Below are 13,942 nucleotides of genomic sequence, written 5' to 3'. Positions count from 1 at the left end.
GCCGACTCGCTCTGGGCGGACTTCGGGCTGATCGTCGGCTGACCGGTAGCACAAAACCGACCCTGCCAGGGTAAACGTCGTAATATCGGGTACCGGCACCAAGGTGCGGCAGGCACTGCGAGCGCGCCATCCGAGTCCGGTGAGCGGCTTCAGGGGCGAATCAAGGCACTCCCGATGAGCCCCAAACCCGGCCACCGGCCCTTTCCGCCCACTTTTCGAGGCCGGGGACATACCGAACGTGGCGACCGTAGCCCCTGGTGCGGGACCACCCGGGAGGTGCTGCGGTGGCGCGGCCGAGTTCTCACCCACGGAGCCACAGGGCTGAGAGGCGGGCGACCCGTAACCCGGCGTGCAGGTCCAGTCGGGTCACGCCGTCGGAGAGTTCGCAGCCGGTGACCTCACGAATGCGGTCCAGTCGGTAGTACAGCGTGCTGCGGTGGACGTTCAGGTGCTGGGCGGTGCGCTGAACCTCGCCGCCGTTGTCGAGGTAGGTCTCGAGTGTCGAGGCAAGTTCGCGCCCGTTGGGTGCTGCGAGCAGGCGCTGTACCCCGGGAGGGAGGTCGTTCGGAGTCAGGCGGTCCAAGGGGAGTTGCAGCAGTAGGCGGTCGAGACCCAGGCCGTCCCAGAAGGCAACCCGCCCGTACCGCCGCGCATCGAGCGTCGATGCGCGGCAGGCGATCTGAGCCTCGTGGAAGGAATCGACGGCCTCGTTGAGCGAGCGCTTGACGCCGCCCACTCCGGCTGTGACCTGCTCGAGGTCGGCGGACGCCAGGATCTGTCCGAGTCGAGTTTTGTTGACCGGGCGTGGAAACAGCACGATCCCGTCGGTGCCTAGTACTGCGCCGACAATCTTGACGGTCGTCGACCGGCTCGTGAACTCGAGTGTTTCCTCGACTGCCAGCCGGGTCACGGAGCGCGGTGCCAGGTCTGGGGCGCGGAAGACCAGAACCGAGTACTGGTCGACATCCTCGATCAGCCCTTCCTGCAGCAGGGTTGCTGCGGCGTGTCGTCGTTCGACGACGGAGTCACCGAGGAGTGCTGCGAGCACGAAACGTGAATGTTCCCCGCTGTGGCGAGCCTCCGACAGCTTCAGGGACAGCAGCATCGCGATCTCCGGACACGCGGACTCGAGCGCGGACGCCTCCTCGGCGGCGGATCTGTCCGGGGACGGCCGGTCGTCGACGAAGTAGAGGTAGCCGAGCGGTCGCTTGTCGTGCCGCAGCGGCGTCACGACCAGGGCTTCGCGGTTGGCATCGGCCGGAACCCGCACGGGGTGGGTGGCGGTGCGCAGCCCGTGCACCCTCACCACGGAGTCGGTGACGGGAGCTGCCGAGCCCGCGAGGAGCCGGCCGAGCCGCGCCCGGCGTACGGCGGTGTCGTGGATGCTGTATGCCACGACCTTCAGTTCCAGGTCGAGCACGACGAGAGGCGTGCCCAGGCGGTCTGCCAGATCTTGAACGCTGTCGTCGAGGCTCAAGGCGGTTCCTCTCCTCCGTCGTGGTGTCGGATCGCCCCGTACCGGCGCGGCGGGTGAATCGGGCGGCCCGCGCCGGACCGGACCAGGGCTTCCGGCATCGTGTCGGACCCCATCCTGCGGGATCGTGCACGACAAGTCCTCCGACACGGTGTCGAAAATTCCGCCCGAACCGGCGACATCTCGTCCGAAGCGCACCAGCGCTCAGCCCGGATAGCGTGGGTCACACATCGCATCCGAACGTGGATGTGATCACGGCAACCGTCGATCCCCGATCTTGGTGACGCCAATTCGATGCCACCGATCTTCCCCCGTTCCGGGGGCGACAACCCCTCGTCGCCGGACCCGCAGACGTGACACGAGAGGAACTCGATTCCATGACCGAAATTGCCCAGCGCACCGTCGAGACCAACGGCTACAACACCCACCTGTGGGACAGCGGCGACGAAGGCCGGGAGACCATCATCCTCCTGCACGGCGGCGGCCCGGGTGCCAACGCGAAGTCGAACTGGTACGACTTCATTTCGGAGCTCGCCGGTGAATACCGCGTCATCGCACCGGATCTCGTCGGCTACGGCCGCACCGACCACCCGGAGGGCATGCCCGGCAGCCTCACCGGGTGGATCCGCATGCGCGTCGAGCAGGTGCTCGCCACCATGGACGCGCTCGGCATCGAACGGGCGCACCTGGTCGGCAACTCGATGGGTGGCTCCGTCGCGATGCACCTGGTGATGACCGCCCCAGAACGCTTCGACCGCATCTCGTTGATGGGCAGTGCGGGAGGCGAATCGCATCCGACCCCCGAGGTCATCCGGATGGTCAGCTTCTACAAGGACCCCTCGATCAGCGCGTTGGAGAACCTCACGAAGTGGTTCGTCTACGACGAGAACGCCCTGGGACGGTCGATCCCGGAGATCGTCGCCGAGCGCCACAACGAGGTCATGCGCCCCGAGGTCCGCCGCTCGTACGAATGCTTCTTCTCGTCGTCGCCGACGGAGATGAAGGTACCGCAGTCGGCCCTGCGCCGGATGCCGCACCCGTTCCTGATCGTGCACGGCCGCGAGGACCGCTTCGTCACCCCCGATTCCAGCGTCTACCTGCAGCAGCACCTGCCCAACGCGCAGCTGCACATCTTCAACCATTGCGGCCACTGGGTGCAGGTCGAACGCCGGCGCAGCTACGCCGCCCTGCTTCTCGACTTCCTCGCCGACAAGTACTGACAGTCGCCCACCCAACACGAGATCGGAATCCGACGCCCATGGACATCAAGCAGCTCGGCTACCTCGGCCTCTCCGCCCGCGAACCCGACGCGTTCACCGCGTACGCCACCGACATCCTCGGCATGCAGCAGGTCGCCGGAGAGGACGGCACCACCCACTTCCGCATCGACGACCGGCACCACCGGGTCACCGTCGAGGCGTCGGACCGCGACGGCGGCGCCTACTACGGCTGGGAAGTCGAGGACGCCAACGCACTGAGCGCCGCGATGGACGAACTCAGCAACAACGGCGTTCGCGCCGTCGAGGCGACCGACCGGGAGCTCGAGATCCGCAGGGTCGCTGGCATGACGCACTTCCTCGACCCGGCAGGAAACCGGGTCGAGCTCTACCACGGTCCCGCGGCCGGCGAGGGCGAGTTCACCTCCGCCCGCGACGTCGAGCGGTTCGTCACCGGTGACCTCGGCCTCGGACACGTGGTGCTGGCCAGCCCGGACATCGAGGTGCAGCAGCGCTTCTACACCGAGGTGCTCGGCTTCAAGATCAGTGACACGATGCGCAAGCCCTTCCAGGCGACGTTCATGCACACCAACCCGCGCCACCACAGCATCGCGTTCGTCGACGGCCCGTTCTTCGGGATCAACGAGCCGTTCCTACATCACTTCATGCTGGAGGTGCCGGACATGGACCAGGTGGGCCGCACCTACGACCTCGTCCTCGACCGCGAGGTACCCGTCGCGATGACCCTCGGTCGCCACACCAACGACAAGGTGTTCTCGTTCTACGCGCAGTCCCCGGTCGGGGTCCACACCGAGTTCGGCTTCGGTGGCGTCCTCATCGACGACGAGACCTGGGAGGTCACGGAGATCCCCGGGCCCGACCTCTGGGGCCACCGCCACTGAACCGCACACCTTTGCTGCGGACCGGGTAGCCGGTAGAGGCGCGACATCCCCTCCCACCGCAACCGAATCCCGGATCGGGACACACGCATCGCCCAAGGAGCTATAGACATGGATACCCCCGCCACCACCGTGGAAACCGAAGTCCTCATCGTCGGCGCCGGGCCGGCAGGGGCGGCCGCCGCCGCCCTGCTGTCGACCTACGGAATCGACAACATTGTCCTCAACAAGTACGGCAGCGTGTCGAATTCGCCGCGCGCGCACATCACCAACCAGCGGACGGTCGAGGTGTTCCGGGACCTCGGGCTCGAAGGCGAGGTGATCCGGCAGGCGACCCCGCAGCACCTGATGGGGGAGCACGTCTACGCCACCAGCCTCGCGGGCGACGAACTCGGGCGGCTACGAACCTGGTACACCCATCCGCATTTCAAGGCCGAGCACGACTTGGCCAGCCCCTGCTCGGTGTGCGACCTGCCGCAGGACCTGCTCGAGCCGATCCTTGTGGGCGCCGCGTCCTCGCGGGGCAGTTCCGTCCGATTCGACACCGAGCTGCTGACGTTTACGCAGGACGACGACGGCGTGACGGCCCGCGTGCGGGACCGGCTGGCGGGCACCGAGTACCACATCCGCAGCAAGTACCTGATCGGTGCGGACGGTGGAAACTCCACGGTCGTCAAGCAGCTGGGCCTGCCGCTCGTCGGTGAGATGGGGAGCGGCGGCTCCATCAACGTGGTGTTCGAGGCCGACCTCACCCGCTTCGTCGAGCACCGCCCCGGCGATATGTACTGGTTCGTCCAGCCCGGGGTCGGGCACGGCGGCGGTGGCATCGGCGTGCTCCGGATGGTCCGCCCCTGGGCGAAATGGATCGGCGTGTGGGGGTACGACGTCACCGCCGGCACCCCCTCGCTCACCGAGGCGGACGGGATCCGGATCGCCCATCAACTCATCGGCGACGACAGCGTCCCGGTCAAGATCGAGTCCATGTCCACCTGGGCGGTCAACCAGGTCTACGCGGAGGACAACACGAAGGGCCGGGTCATGTGCGTCGGCGACGCGGTGCACCGGCACTCGCCGATGAACGGCCTCGGCTCGAACACCTCGATTCAGGACAGCTACAACCTGTGCTGGAAGCTGGCGCTGGTCCTGCGCGGTCAGGCGGCGCCCACCCTGCTCGACAGCTACCGCGAGGAGCGGGTCCCGGTCGGCCGGCAGATCGTCGACAGGGCCAGCCGCAGCGAGGGTCTCATGCCGCCGATCTTCCAGGCACTGAACCTGCCGAGGACACCGGACGCACAGTCGATGCAGAACGCGCTCGCCGCGCTGTCCGAGCCGACAACGGCAGCGTGGGAGCGTCGTCGCGCGTTCGACTCCGCGCTCCAGGACACGATCATGTGCTTCAACACGCACGGGGTCGAGACCAACCAGAACTACCGGTCGAACGCGGTCGTACCGGACGGGACGCCGGATTCGGACGCCCCGCGGGACGAGGAGCTCTACCACTTCGCGACCACCCGGCCGGGCCGACACCTGCCGCACCTGTGGGTCACGCGTGACCAACAGCGGGTCTCCACCTTCGACCTGTGCGGCAAGGGCGGTTTCTCGCTGCTGACCGGAGTCAGCGGCGGTGCGTGGCGGGACGCAGCGCGCGAGATCTCCGAGCGACTGGGGGTCCCGATCCGGGTCCACACCATCGGTCACGGCGGCGACTACGAGGACAGCTACGGCGACTACGCCGCCCAGTCCGAGGTCGAGGAGGACGGCGCCATCCTGGTTCGCCCCGACCACATCGTCGGCTGGCGAGCGGCCACGCTGCCTGCGAACCCGGCCGCGGCACTGGGCGATGCGCTCGAACAGATCCTCGGATTGCGCTCCGGTTCGTCGGCCGCGACCGACGACGGCGTGAAGGTTGCAGTCGATGCTTGAGACGACAGCGCAGAGAACTGACAGCACGTCGCCGCTGCGTGTCGCGTGCGTCGGTGGGGGACCGGGCGGGCTGTTCGCGGCCATCGCGCTCGCACACGCCCTTCCTGACGCCACCATCGACGTCTACGAGCGGAACCGTGCGGACGACGTCTTCGGGTTCGGTGTGGTGTTCTCGGACGCCACCCTGGATGCGATCGATCGGGTCGATCCGGTGCTACGCGACGCGCTCGCCGCGGACGGACGCCGCTGGGACCGGATCGCGGTCCACAGCAACGGCGAGGTGGTGTCCGCCGGTGGAAACGGTATGTCCGCCATCCACCGCCGTGTCCTGCTGGAGGCGTTGCACGAGCGGGCGTCCGAGCTGGGCGCGCGACTGCACTTCGAATCGCCGGTCACCGTCGACGAACTCGACGCCGGCGGGAGCTTCGACCTGATCGTGGGGGCCGACGGCGCCAACTCCATCGTGCGGGAACGCTTCGTCGACCGGCTGGGGCACACGGTGGACGAGGCATCGGTGAAGTTCATCTGGTTCGGCACCACGTACGACTTCGACGGGCTGACCTTCCTGCACGAGCGCAGCGAGCACGGCAACTTCGCGGTGCACGCCTACCCCATCGGTTCCGGGCTGAGCACCTTCATCGTCGAGACGGACGAGGACACCTGGCGGCGCGCCGGCCTCGACGAGTTCGACACCGCCCAGCTGCCCGGAGCGTCGGACCTCAAGACGCAGCGGTACCTCGAGAAGCTGTTCGCCGACCGCATTGACGGACACCCGCTGGTGGCGAACAATTCCCGGTGGGCCAACTTTCGTACCCGACGCACCGAGCACTGGTCCACCCGCGCCGCCGCCGGAACCCCTGTAGTCCTGCTCGGCGATGCCGTGCACACCGCGCACTTCTCGGTCGGTTCCGGCACCAAGATGGCGATGGAAGACGCGGCGGCCCTGGCGGCAGCCTTGGCAGCCCACCCCGGAGAGCTCGACACGGCGCTCGACCGGTTCGAGGCTGCACGTCGACCCCGGGTGACCCGGATCCAGGACTCTGCCCTGCCGAGCCTGTCGTGGTGGGACCACTTCTCCGACTACCAGCGCGCGCTCGAACCCTGGCAGTTCGGGGCCCACTTCTTCACCCGGGCCATCTCGGCGGAGAAGATCCGGGTCCGTGACCCCGAGTTCGTCGGCAGGTTGCGGCGGCGGTGGCTCGAGCGACACGGCAACGACCCGCTACGCACCCCTCTGCGGATCGGGGACCACCAGCTGTCCTCGCGGCTGCTGACAGCCGCGGACGGGCCGAACGGCACGCTGCTGCTCGGCGACGGTAGCACCTCCGTGCCCGCCGGCCCGGACGACGCGTTGAGCCACTCGGCGGTCGCGGTCCTGATTGCCCCCACACACGACTCCACCTCACTCACCGTGGAAGACCGGGACCGGATCGACCACCTGTGCGCGGCCCGGCCGCACGCGGTGGCCGTGCGCGGCGGCACCGCGCTGACCAGAGTTCTGTGCGCCGAACGAATCCGGTTCCGCCACGGCATCCCGGCGGTGCTCGTCGAGAGCCTGGAGGCGGTACGCGCCCGACGGTCGGTCGACATGAACGACAACGCGTACACCCTTGTCCTTTCGGGCCGAGCCGACGCCGTCGCCGTCGAAGACGACCCCTCGACACCCACCGCCACCGAGGTCCTCCGATGACTGCTATCCACCAATCGATCCCGTCGCTCCACCAGCTCGACCGACTCTTCGCCCCCGGCTCGATCGCGGTCGTCGGGGCCTCGACCTCGCCGGGCAAGCTCGGCTCGGTGATGGTCGAGGCGATCGCCCGCGGAAGCGGCGGCGCCCTGCCCGTGTACCCGATCAACCCGAGGGTCGAGTCGGCCGGCTTCCATCCCTCGATCGAGGCCGCCGCGGCGGCTCACGGCACACCCATCGACCTCGCCGTCCTGTGCGTTCCCGCGGCCGCGACGCCCGCGGCCCTGCGGGCGGCCGCCGACTCCGGTGCAGGTGCCGCCGTGATCTGTTCCGGCGGATTCGCCGAGGCAGGACCCGCAGGGGTCGCCGCCCAGCGGGAGCTGGCACGGATCCGGGCGACAACCGGCATCCGGGTCCTGGGCCCGAACACCTCGGGATTCTTCCGCCCCGGGTCCGGCACCCGAGTCAGCTTCGTGCCCACCGTCGAACACATCAGGCCGGGCACCGTCGCCGTCGTCTCGGCCAGCGGCGGCATGAACCACGCCTTGTCGTTCCTGCTGTCGGAGCGGGGCGTGGGGATCGGTCTCGGTGTGGGTCTCGGCAACTGCGTCGACGTGACGAGCGCCGACGTCCTGGACTACCTGTGCGCCGATGACTCGACAACGGCGGTCGCGCTGCACGTCGAGTCGGTCGCCGACGGGCGCGCCCTGCTCGACGCCGTCCGCGCAGTCACGGCCTGCAAGCCGGTCGTCGCGCTCGTGGTCGGCCGCGCCGATGTCGCGGCGTTCTCCGAGTCTCACACCGGGGCGCTGGCAACGTCGTGGAAGGTCACCCGCTCCCTACTCGCCGAGGCCGGTGCGGTGGTCGTCGACACCGAGTACGAACTCGTCGACGCGCTCGCTGTCCTCAGCCGCACCCGGCTGCCCGCTGCCGCGGCGCCCGGCATCGGGCTCGTCACCGCTCAGGCCGGGCCGGGTCTGGTGATCCTCGACGCGCTGCGCGCGCACGGCATCAGGGTGCCGCCTCTCGCCGAGTCGACGCAGCGCGAGATCGGTGACCTGCTACCGCCGATGACGTTCCAGGCAAACCCGGTCGACACGGGGCGACCGGGAGCCACCTTCGCCGAGGTCCTTACCACGACGGCAGCCGACCCGGCGATCGACGCGCTCGCCGTCTACGCGCTGGCCGAACCCGGGGCGATCGACCTCTCCGCCGCGGTGCGGCAGTCCGCGGTGGCGACCCGGTTTCCCGTCGTCGTTGGTGTCGGGGGGCCGGCCGACTCGATCGCAGAGTCTTCGGCCGCGGCCGAAGACATCGGTGTGCCCGTCCTCGCGAGCCCGACGGCGCTGGCCACCGGGGTGCGGGCACTGGTGCAAGACGCGCGTGCCCGGTTCATGGCCTCCCCGCCCCGTACCGACGACATGGCCGACCTCGACGCGGGCCCGTCCTTCCCGATCGACGAGCACGGCGCCAAGAACATCCTCGACACCGTCGGGATCCGCACCCCGCGGCGCCGCGCGTGCCACGATCGCGCTGCCGCGCACCGGGCGCTCGACGAGTTGGCATGCCCGGTCGCGGTGAAGACACTCGACGCCACCGTGATTCACAAGACCGACATCGGGGGAGTGCACCTGGGAATCCACACCGCCGCCGAACTCGACGACGCACTGGACGCGCTCGACCGGATCGGCGCACCCGCCTACCTGATCGAGAGGATGGCCGAGCCGGGCGTGGACCTGTTCCTCGGCGTGCGCCGCGACGCCGTCTTCGGGCCGATTGTGGTCGCCGGTGTCGGCGGAACCTCCGCCGAGGCGATCGGTGACATCGCGATCCGCAGCCAGGACATCACGCCCGGGGGCGCCGAGGCGATGCTCGACGACCTGGCAAGCGCCGCCGTACTCGATGGCTGGCGAGGCGGACCGGTCCTCGATCGCCGTGAATTCGCCCGGGTCGCGGTCGCTCTCGCACGGTTCGTCGCCGACCACCCCGAGGTCGGCGACGTCGAGATCAATCCGCTTCGCCTCACGGCCCAGGGCCTGATCGCCCTCGACGCGGTCGTCCTGCCGTGCAGCGACCTCGAGGCCGAAAGGCAGCAGGCGACCGAAGGTCGACCGCAATGACTACCCCCACCTCGTCCCCGGCCACCGAGGATGTGGTGCACTGGCCGGCAGACCTCGCCGCCCGGTACCGCACCGAAGGCTATTGGCAGGGGCGATCGCTCGGCTCCTACGTCGCCGACCACGTTGCCGCACATCCAGATCGGGAAGCCCTCGTCGACGGGGACACCCGCCTGAGTTACCGGCAGCTGTGGGACCGATCGGCCGCGCTCGCGCAGTACCTGCTCGACCTGTCGATCACCCCCGGTAACCGCATTCTGGTCCAGCTGCCGAACTGCTGGGAGTTCGTCGCCCTCACCCTCGCGTGCTTCCGGATCGGGGTGATCCCGGTGATGGCGCTGCCCGCGCATCGCCGCCACGAGCTGACGCACCTGGCGGCACTGTCGGAGAGCGTGGCGCTCGTCGTCCCCGACTGCGATCGGGACACCGACCTACGCGAGGTTGCACAGCAGGTCGCCGCCGACGTACCGACGATCCGGTCGGTGATCGTGCACGGCGACTTCACATCGGCCCTCGGCGAGGCCGCTGTTCCCGAACACAGCCTGGCCTCCGGGCTCGCCACCACCGCCCGGTTCGCCTCGAGCGAGTACGAACCGTCCGGAAGTGACATCGCCTGTTTCCTGCTCTCCGGTGGCACAACCGGCCTACCGAAGCTGATCCTCCGCACCCACGACGACTACGCCTACAACATCCGGGCCTGCTGTGAGGTGTCCCGCTTCGACGCGGACACCGTCTACCTCGGCACCCTCCCCAGTAGCCACAACTTCCCGTTGGCTTGCCCAGGCATCCTCGGCGCGCTGTTCGTCGGCGGCCGCACCGTGATGCTCTCCTCGCCGGCGCCGGAACGGGCTCTGCGTACCATCGACGCGGAAGCGGTGACCGTCGCCGCCGCGGTCCCCGCGGTCGCGCAGGCCTGGATCGAGCACCAGCGTGAACACGGAACCCTGCGAGGAAACTCGTTCGCGGTGCTGCAGGTGGGCGGATCACGCATGCCGGACGAGCTCGCCGCCCGCGTCGAACCGGTGCTCGGAGCCAGGCTGCAGCAGGTTTTCGGGATGGCGGAGGGGCTGATCAACATGACCCGCCTCGACGACGACTCCGAGGTGGTCGTCAACACCCAGGGGCGTCCGGTCAGTGAGGCCGACGAAATCGCGATCGTCGACGAAGCCGGGCAGCCGGTGCCCGATGGCACGCCCGGAGCCCTGTTGACCCGCGGCCCGTACACCCCGCGTGGCTACTTCCGCGCTCCCGACCACAACGTCCGGGCCTTCACCGTGGACGGCTGGTACGCCAGCGGTGACATCGTCATCCGCCGCCCCGATGGCAACCTCGTCGTCGCCGGTCGGGACAAGGACATGATCAACCGTGGCGGCGAGAAGATCTCCGCCGAGGAGGTCGAGAACTTCGCCTACCAACTCGACGGTGTCGACATGGCCGCCGCGGTCGCGATGCCCGATCCGCGCCTCGGCGAGCGGGTGTGCCTCTACCTCACCCTCACGCCCGGCCACCGGGTCGAACTCGACGACGTCGTCGCCGCCATGGACGCGGCGGGGGTCGCCCGATACAAGAGGCCCGAACGGGTCGAGATCGTCGATGCGATGCCCACGACGAAGGTCGGAAAGATCGACAAGAAGGACCTGCGGGAGCGCATCCGCGACCGCCTCGCTCACGAGAGCGCGAGCCGAGGAGAACAATCATGACCATCGAGCCCGACCCCGAGCTCGCGCAACTCTACGCGGACTTCGAAACCGAGCACCTCAACCCGCTGTGGACGCAGCTCGGTGACCTGATGTCGATGGTCCCGATGTCGAAGGCCGTTCCGTTCGTGTGGAAGTGGTCCACTCTGTACCCGCTCGCGCAGCGCGCCGGCGACCTGGTGCCGGTCGGCCGCGGCGGCGAGCGGCGGGCGATCGCCCTGGCGAACCCCGGTCTCGGCGGCGTCCCGTACGTGACCCCCACGCTGTGGGCGGCGATCCAGTACCTCGGTCCGAAGGAAACCGCGCCGGAGCACCGGCACGCGCAGAACGCCTTCCGGTTCGTTGTCGAGGGTGAGGGCGTCTGGACGGTCGTCAACGGTGATCCGGTCGCGATGCGTCGCGGCGACTTCCTGCTGACGCCGGGCTGGAACTTCCACGGCCACCACAACGAGACCGACCGGCCGATGGCCTGGCTCGACGGCCTGGACATCCCGTTCGTGCACTACACCGACACCGGTTTCTTCGAGTTCGGGTCCAACGGCGTCACCGACGAGTCGACGCCGGACATCTCGCGGTCCGAACGGCTGTGGGCGCATCCGGGTCTGCGTCCGCTGGTCGGTCTGGACAGGCAGACGAGCTCGCCGATTGCGTGCTATCGGTGGGATCACACGGACCGGGCACTCGACGAGCAGCTGGCGCTCGAGGACGAGGGCCACGCCGCGACCCCGGAGCCCGGTCACGCCGCGGTCCGCTACACCAACCCCACCACCGGGGGCGACGTGATGCCGACCATCCGGGCCGAGTTCCACCGCCTGCGTGCCGGCGCGCACACCCGGGCGCGCCGCGACGTCGGCTCGACGGTGTTCCAGGTGTTCGAGGGGCAGGGCCGGTTTCCTGCTCCCCGGCACCGAACACGTCGTCGGCAAGGGCGACATGATCGTCGTGCCGTCCTGGGTGGAGTGGTCCCTGGACACCGACTCCGGGGTCGACCTGTTCGCCTTCTCCGATGCGCCGATCATCGAGCGCCTGCACTTGCACCGCGCCCACATCCTCGAAGGAGCCTGACCTCATGCGACTTGCCACCCTGCGCCAGGGCTGCGGCACCGCCGCCGTCCGCGTCGATTCCGACACCTCCAGTACCGTCATCGACGGCTACGCAGACCTGTCCGCGCTCCTGGCAGATCCTGACTGGAAGGCGTTGTCCGAGAGGGCATCCGGTATGTCGGTCGACCTCACCGGCGCCGACTACGCCCCGGTCGTCCCGAGCCCGGGCAAGATCGTGTGCGTCGGCCTGAACTACGGCACCCACATCAAGGAGATGGGCCGGGACCTGCCCGAGTACCCGACCCTGTTCTCGAAGTTCAAGGAGGCCCTCACCGGCCCGTACGACGACGTGGTCGTTCCCGCATACGCGGCCGGCCAGATCGACTGGGAGGCCGAGCTGGCCGTGGTGATCGGCAAGCAGGCGTACCAGGTGCCCGAGACTGACGCTGCCGAGTACATCGCCGGCTATTCGGTCATCAACGACTACACGATGCGTGACTACCAGTACCGCACGCTGCAGTGGGACCAGGGCAAGACGTTCGAGAAGACCAGCGGCTTCGGTCCGCACCTGGACACGGACTACACGCTCGGCACCAAGATCGAGACCCGCCTCGAGGGCGAGGTCATGCAGTCGGCCACCACGGACGACCTGGTGTTCACGCCGGCGAAGCTGGTGGACTACATCTCGCACATCGTCACGCTGCAGCCGGGCGATGTGATCATCACCGGCACCACCGGCGGCGTCGGTCACGCCCGCAAGCCCGCCCGGTACGTGCAGGGCGGGGAGACCGTCGAGGTGAGCATCGAGGGACTCGGTTCGGTGCGGAACAAGACGATCGTGAAGTAGGAGCGTCGGCTGTGTGGTTCAACGATCTCGACCCGCCCGCGCGGCTGCGAATTGCCCGCCGTGCGGCCGTGACGGGGAGTTCACCCGGGTGCCGTCGACGTGGGTTTTGGTGCCGGTCCCGTATTGGTCGATCCAGCCCGTCAGGGTGCCGCGCACGACCCCGAGATCAGCGGCGATACCTCGAATCGTCGCGCCCGGCGTGGACTCGTACAACTCGACCGCCTGGCGCCGAAACTCCTCCGAGTAGTTCTTTCGTGACATGACTGAAGATCATCTCGCTTCCCCAGCGGATGCTGGATTCAGCGTGTCCAAGAACCGGGGTCAAGGCCCCAGAATCCGCGTTCGGTGAGCATGGCCACGGTCTGCTCGGCTTGTCGTGCGAAGTGATCTTCGACAGCAACTCGGGCCTGGGATCCTTTGCCAGTCTTCAGGAGTTTGAGGATCTTCCGGTGTTCGCGGTGTGTGAGCTCGGCGGAGGCGGCGTCGAACTCGGCGAACCCGCGAGGTATGGAGCTTCCGAGTACTCGCAGCACAGACGTCAGGCGACTGGACTTGGCCGCAATGTTGATCACACGATGGAACTCGAAGTGCAGCTGTTCCTGTTCGTCGTCGGACTCGCAGGACTCCATGGCGGTAGCGAGCTGCTGGAGTGTCGAGAAGTCGGTTTCTGAGAGGTTCTGGGCGGCCCGCTCCGCGGCGAGGCCCGAGATCTCGCCGAGCATCCAGTACTGGTCTCTGATGTCATCCGGTGACAGGGATGCAACGTAGGCGCCGCGGCGTGGTGCGATGTTGATGAAGCCCTCGCCTTCGAGGGCGCTGACTGCTTCACGGATAGGAAGTTTGCTGATGCCAAGCTCGGCGGCAAGCGCGTCTTGATCGATCTTGACGCCGGGCCGCAGGTGGCCTGCAAAGATTCTTCGTCGAAGTTCGTGGGTTGCAACTTCCTTGAGGCTGGTCGGCAAGGAAACACTCGACGTCGTGTGGTGGGATTGTTCGCTAGTTACCACGCTGTACCCACCTTGATGCTCGAAGAACAT

General features: G+C 68.3%; 9 protein-coding genes and 2 pseudogenes. 8 read left to right on the top strand and 3 right to left on the bottom strand.

Going from position 1 to position 13,942, the window contains the following annotated elements:
• Positions 1–301: 301 nt before the first annotated feature.
• Positions 302–1,477 (bottom strand): PucR family transcriptional regulator, encoded by a 1,176-nt coding sequence (locus Q7514_RS31340; RefSeq protein ID WP_330137154.1) that lies wholly within the window; start codon positions 1,475–1,477, stop codon positions 302–304.
• A gap of 374 nt (positions 1,478–1,851) precedes the next feature.
• On the opposite strand from Q7514_RS31340, the gene Q7514_RS31335 reads away from it, so the two are divergent.
• The 8 genes and pseudogenes from Q7514_RS31335 to Q7514_RS31300 all read left to right on the top strand — a co-directional run bounded on the left by Q7514_RS31335 (position 1,852) and on the right by Q7514_RS31300 (position 12,905).
• Positions 1,852–2,694 (top strand): alpha/beta fold hydrolase, encoded by an 843-nt coding sequence (locus Q7514_RS31335; protein WP_330137153.1) that lies wholly within the window; start codon positions 1,852–1,854, stop codon positions 2,692–2,694.
• Positions 2,695–2,732: 38 nt separating this feature from the next.
• Positions 2,733–3,593 carry a VOC family protein gene (locus Q7514_RS31330; protein ID WP_330137152.1) on the top strand — a complete coding sequence of 287 codons (861 nt, stop codon included), beginning with the start codon at positions 2,733–2,735 and terminating at the stop codon, positions 3,591–3,593.
• A gap of 108 nt (positions 3,594–3,701) precedes the next feature.
• Complete coding sequence (locus Q7514_RS31325; RefSeq protein WP_330137151.1) at positions 3,702–5,513, top strand: FAD-dependent oxidoreductase; 1,812 nt, start codon at positions 3,702–3,704, stop codon at positions 5,511–5,513.
• Positions 5,506–7,203 carry an FAD-dependent monooxygenase gene (locus Q7514_RS31320; RefSeq protein WP_330137150.1) on the top strand — a complete coding sequence of 566 codons (1,698 nt, stop codon included), beginning with the start codon at positions 5,506–5,508 and terminating at the stop codon, positions 7,201–7,203. The genes Q7514_RS31325 and Q7514_RS31320 overlap by 8 nt, the downstream gene beginning before the upstream one ends.
• Positions 7,200–9,320, top strand: coding sequence for an acetate--CoA ligase family protein (locus tag Q7514_RS31315; RefSeq protein ID WP_330137149.1), 2,121 nt, complete (start codon positions 7,200–7,202; stop codon positions 9,318–9,320). Before Q7514_RS31320 ends, Q7514_RS31315 begins: the two co-directional genes overlap by 4 nt.
• The gene (locus tag Q7514_RS31310) at positions 9,317–11,017 is read left to right on the top strand and encodes a (2,3-dihydroxybenzoyl)adenylate synthase (RefSeq protein WP_330137148.1); all 1,701 of its coding nucleotides are present in this window, start codon (positions 9,317–9,319) and stop codon (positions 11,015–11,017) included. Before Q7514_RS31315 ends, Q7514_RS31310 begins: the two co-directional genes overlap by 4 nt.
• Positions 11,014–12,079, top strand: a pseudogene (locus Q7514_RS31305) (cupin domain-containing protein). The gene Q7514_RS31310 and the pseudogene Q7514_RS31305 overlap by 4 nt, the downstream one beginning before the upstream one ends.
• 4 nt (positions 12,080–12,083) lie before the next feature.
• On the top strand, positions 12,084–12,905 hold the full coding sequence (locus Q7514_RS31300) for a fumarylacetoacetate hydrolase family protein (RefSeq protein WP_330137147.1): 822 nt from the start codon (positions 12,084–12,086) through the stop codon (positions 12,903–12,905).
• A gap of 63 nt (positions 12,906–12,968) precedes the next feature.
• Here the strand turns inward: Q7514_RS31300 and Q7514_RS31295 are convergent.
• Both Q7514_RS31295 and Q7514_RS31290 read right to left on the bottom strand, forming a co-directional pair.
• Positions 12,969–13,166, bottom strand: a pseudogene (locus Q7514_RS31295) (transposase); the annotation flags it as partial.
• Positions 13,167–13,204: 38 nt separating this feature from the next.
• Positions 13,205–13,942 (bottom strand): GntR family transcriptional regulator, encoded by a 738-nt coding sequence (locus Q7514_RS31290; RefSeq protein ID WP_330137146.1) that lies wholly within the window; start codon positions 13,940–13,942, stop codon positions 13,205–13,207.

The organism is Rhodococcus artemisiae, assembly GCF_036327795.1.
In the GTDB taxonomy this organism is placed as follows: Bacteria; Actinomycetota; Actinomycetes; order Mycobacteriales; family Mycobacteriaceae; genus Rhodococcus; species Rhodococcus artemisiae.
Note: the sequence above shows the minus strand (reverse complement) of the source record. Positions and strands in the feature narration are given on the sequence as shown.

What these genes read in the sequence shown, in the direction of transcription:
- Q7514_RS31315 (WP_330137149.1), top strand. Translation starts at nt 7,200, where the DNA reads ATGACTGCTATCCACCAATCGATCCCGTCGCTCCACCAGCTCGACCGA.
- Q7514_RS31325 (WP_330137151.1), top strand. Translation starts at nt 3,702, where the DNA reads ATGGATACCCCCGCCACCACCGTGGAAACCGAAGTCCTCATCGTCGGC.
- Q7514_RS31335 (WP_330137153.1), top strand. Translation starts at nt 1,852, where the DNA reads ATGACCGAAATTGCCCAGCGCACCGTCGAGACCAACGGCTACAACACC.
- Q7514_RS31290 (WP_330137146.1), bottom strand. Translation starts at nt 13,942, where the DNA reads ATGTTCTTCGAGCATCAAGGTGGGTACAGCGTGGTAACTAGCGAACAA.
- Q7514_RS31330 (WP_330137152.1), top strand. Translation starts at nt 2,733, where the DNA reads ATGGACATCAAGCAGCTCGGCTACCTCGGCCTCTCCGCCCGCGAACCC.
- Q7514_RS31300 (WP_330137147.1), top strand. Translation starts at nt 12,084, where the DNA reads ATGCGACTTGCCACCCTGCGCCAGGGCTGCGGCACCGCCGCCGTCCGC.
- Q7514_RS31310 (WP_330137148.1), top strand. Translation starts at nt 9,317, where the DNA reads ATGACTACCCCCACCTCGTCCCCGGCCACCGAGGATGTGGTGCACTGG.
- Q7514_RS31320 (WP_330137150.1), top strand. Translation starts at nt 5,506, where the DNA reads ATGCTTGAGACGACAGCGCAGAGAACTGACAGCACGTCGCCGCTGCGT.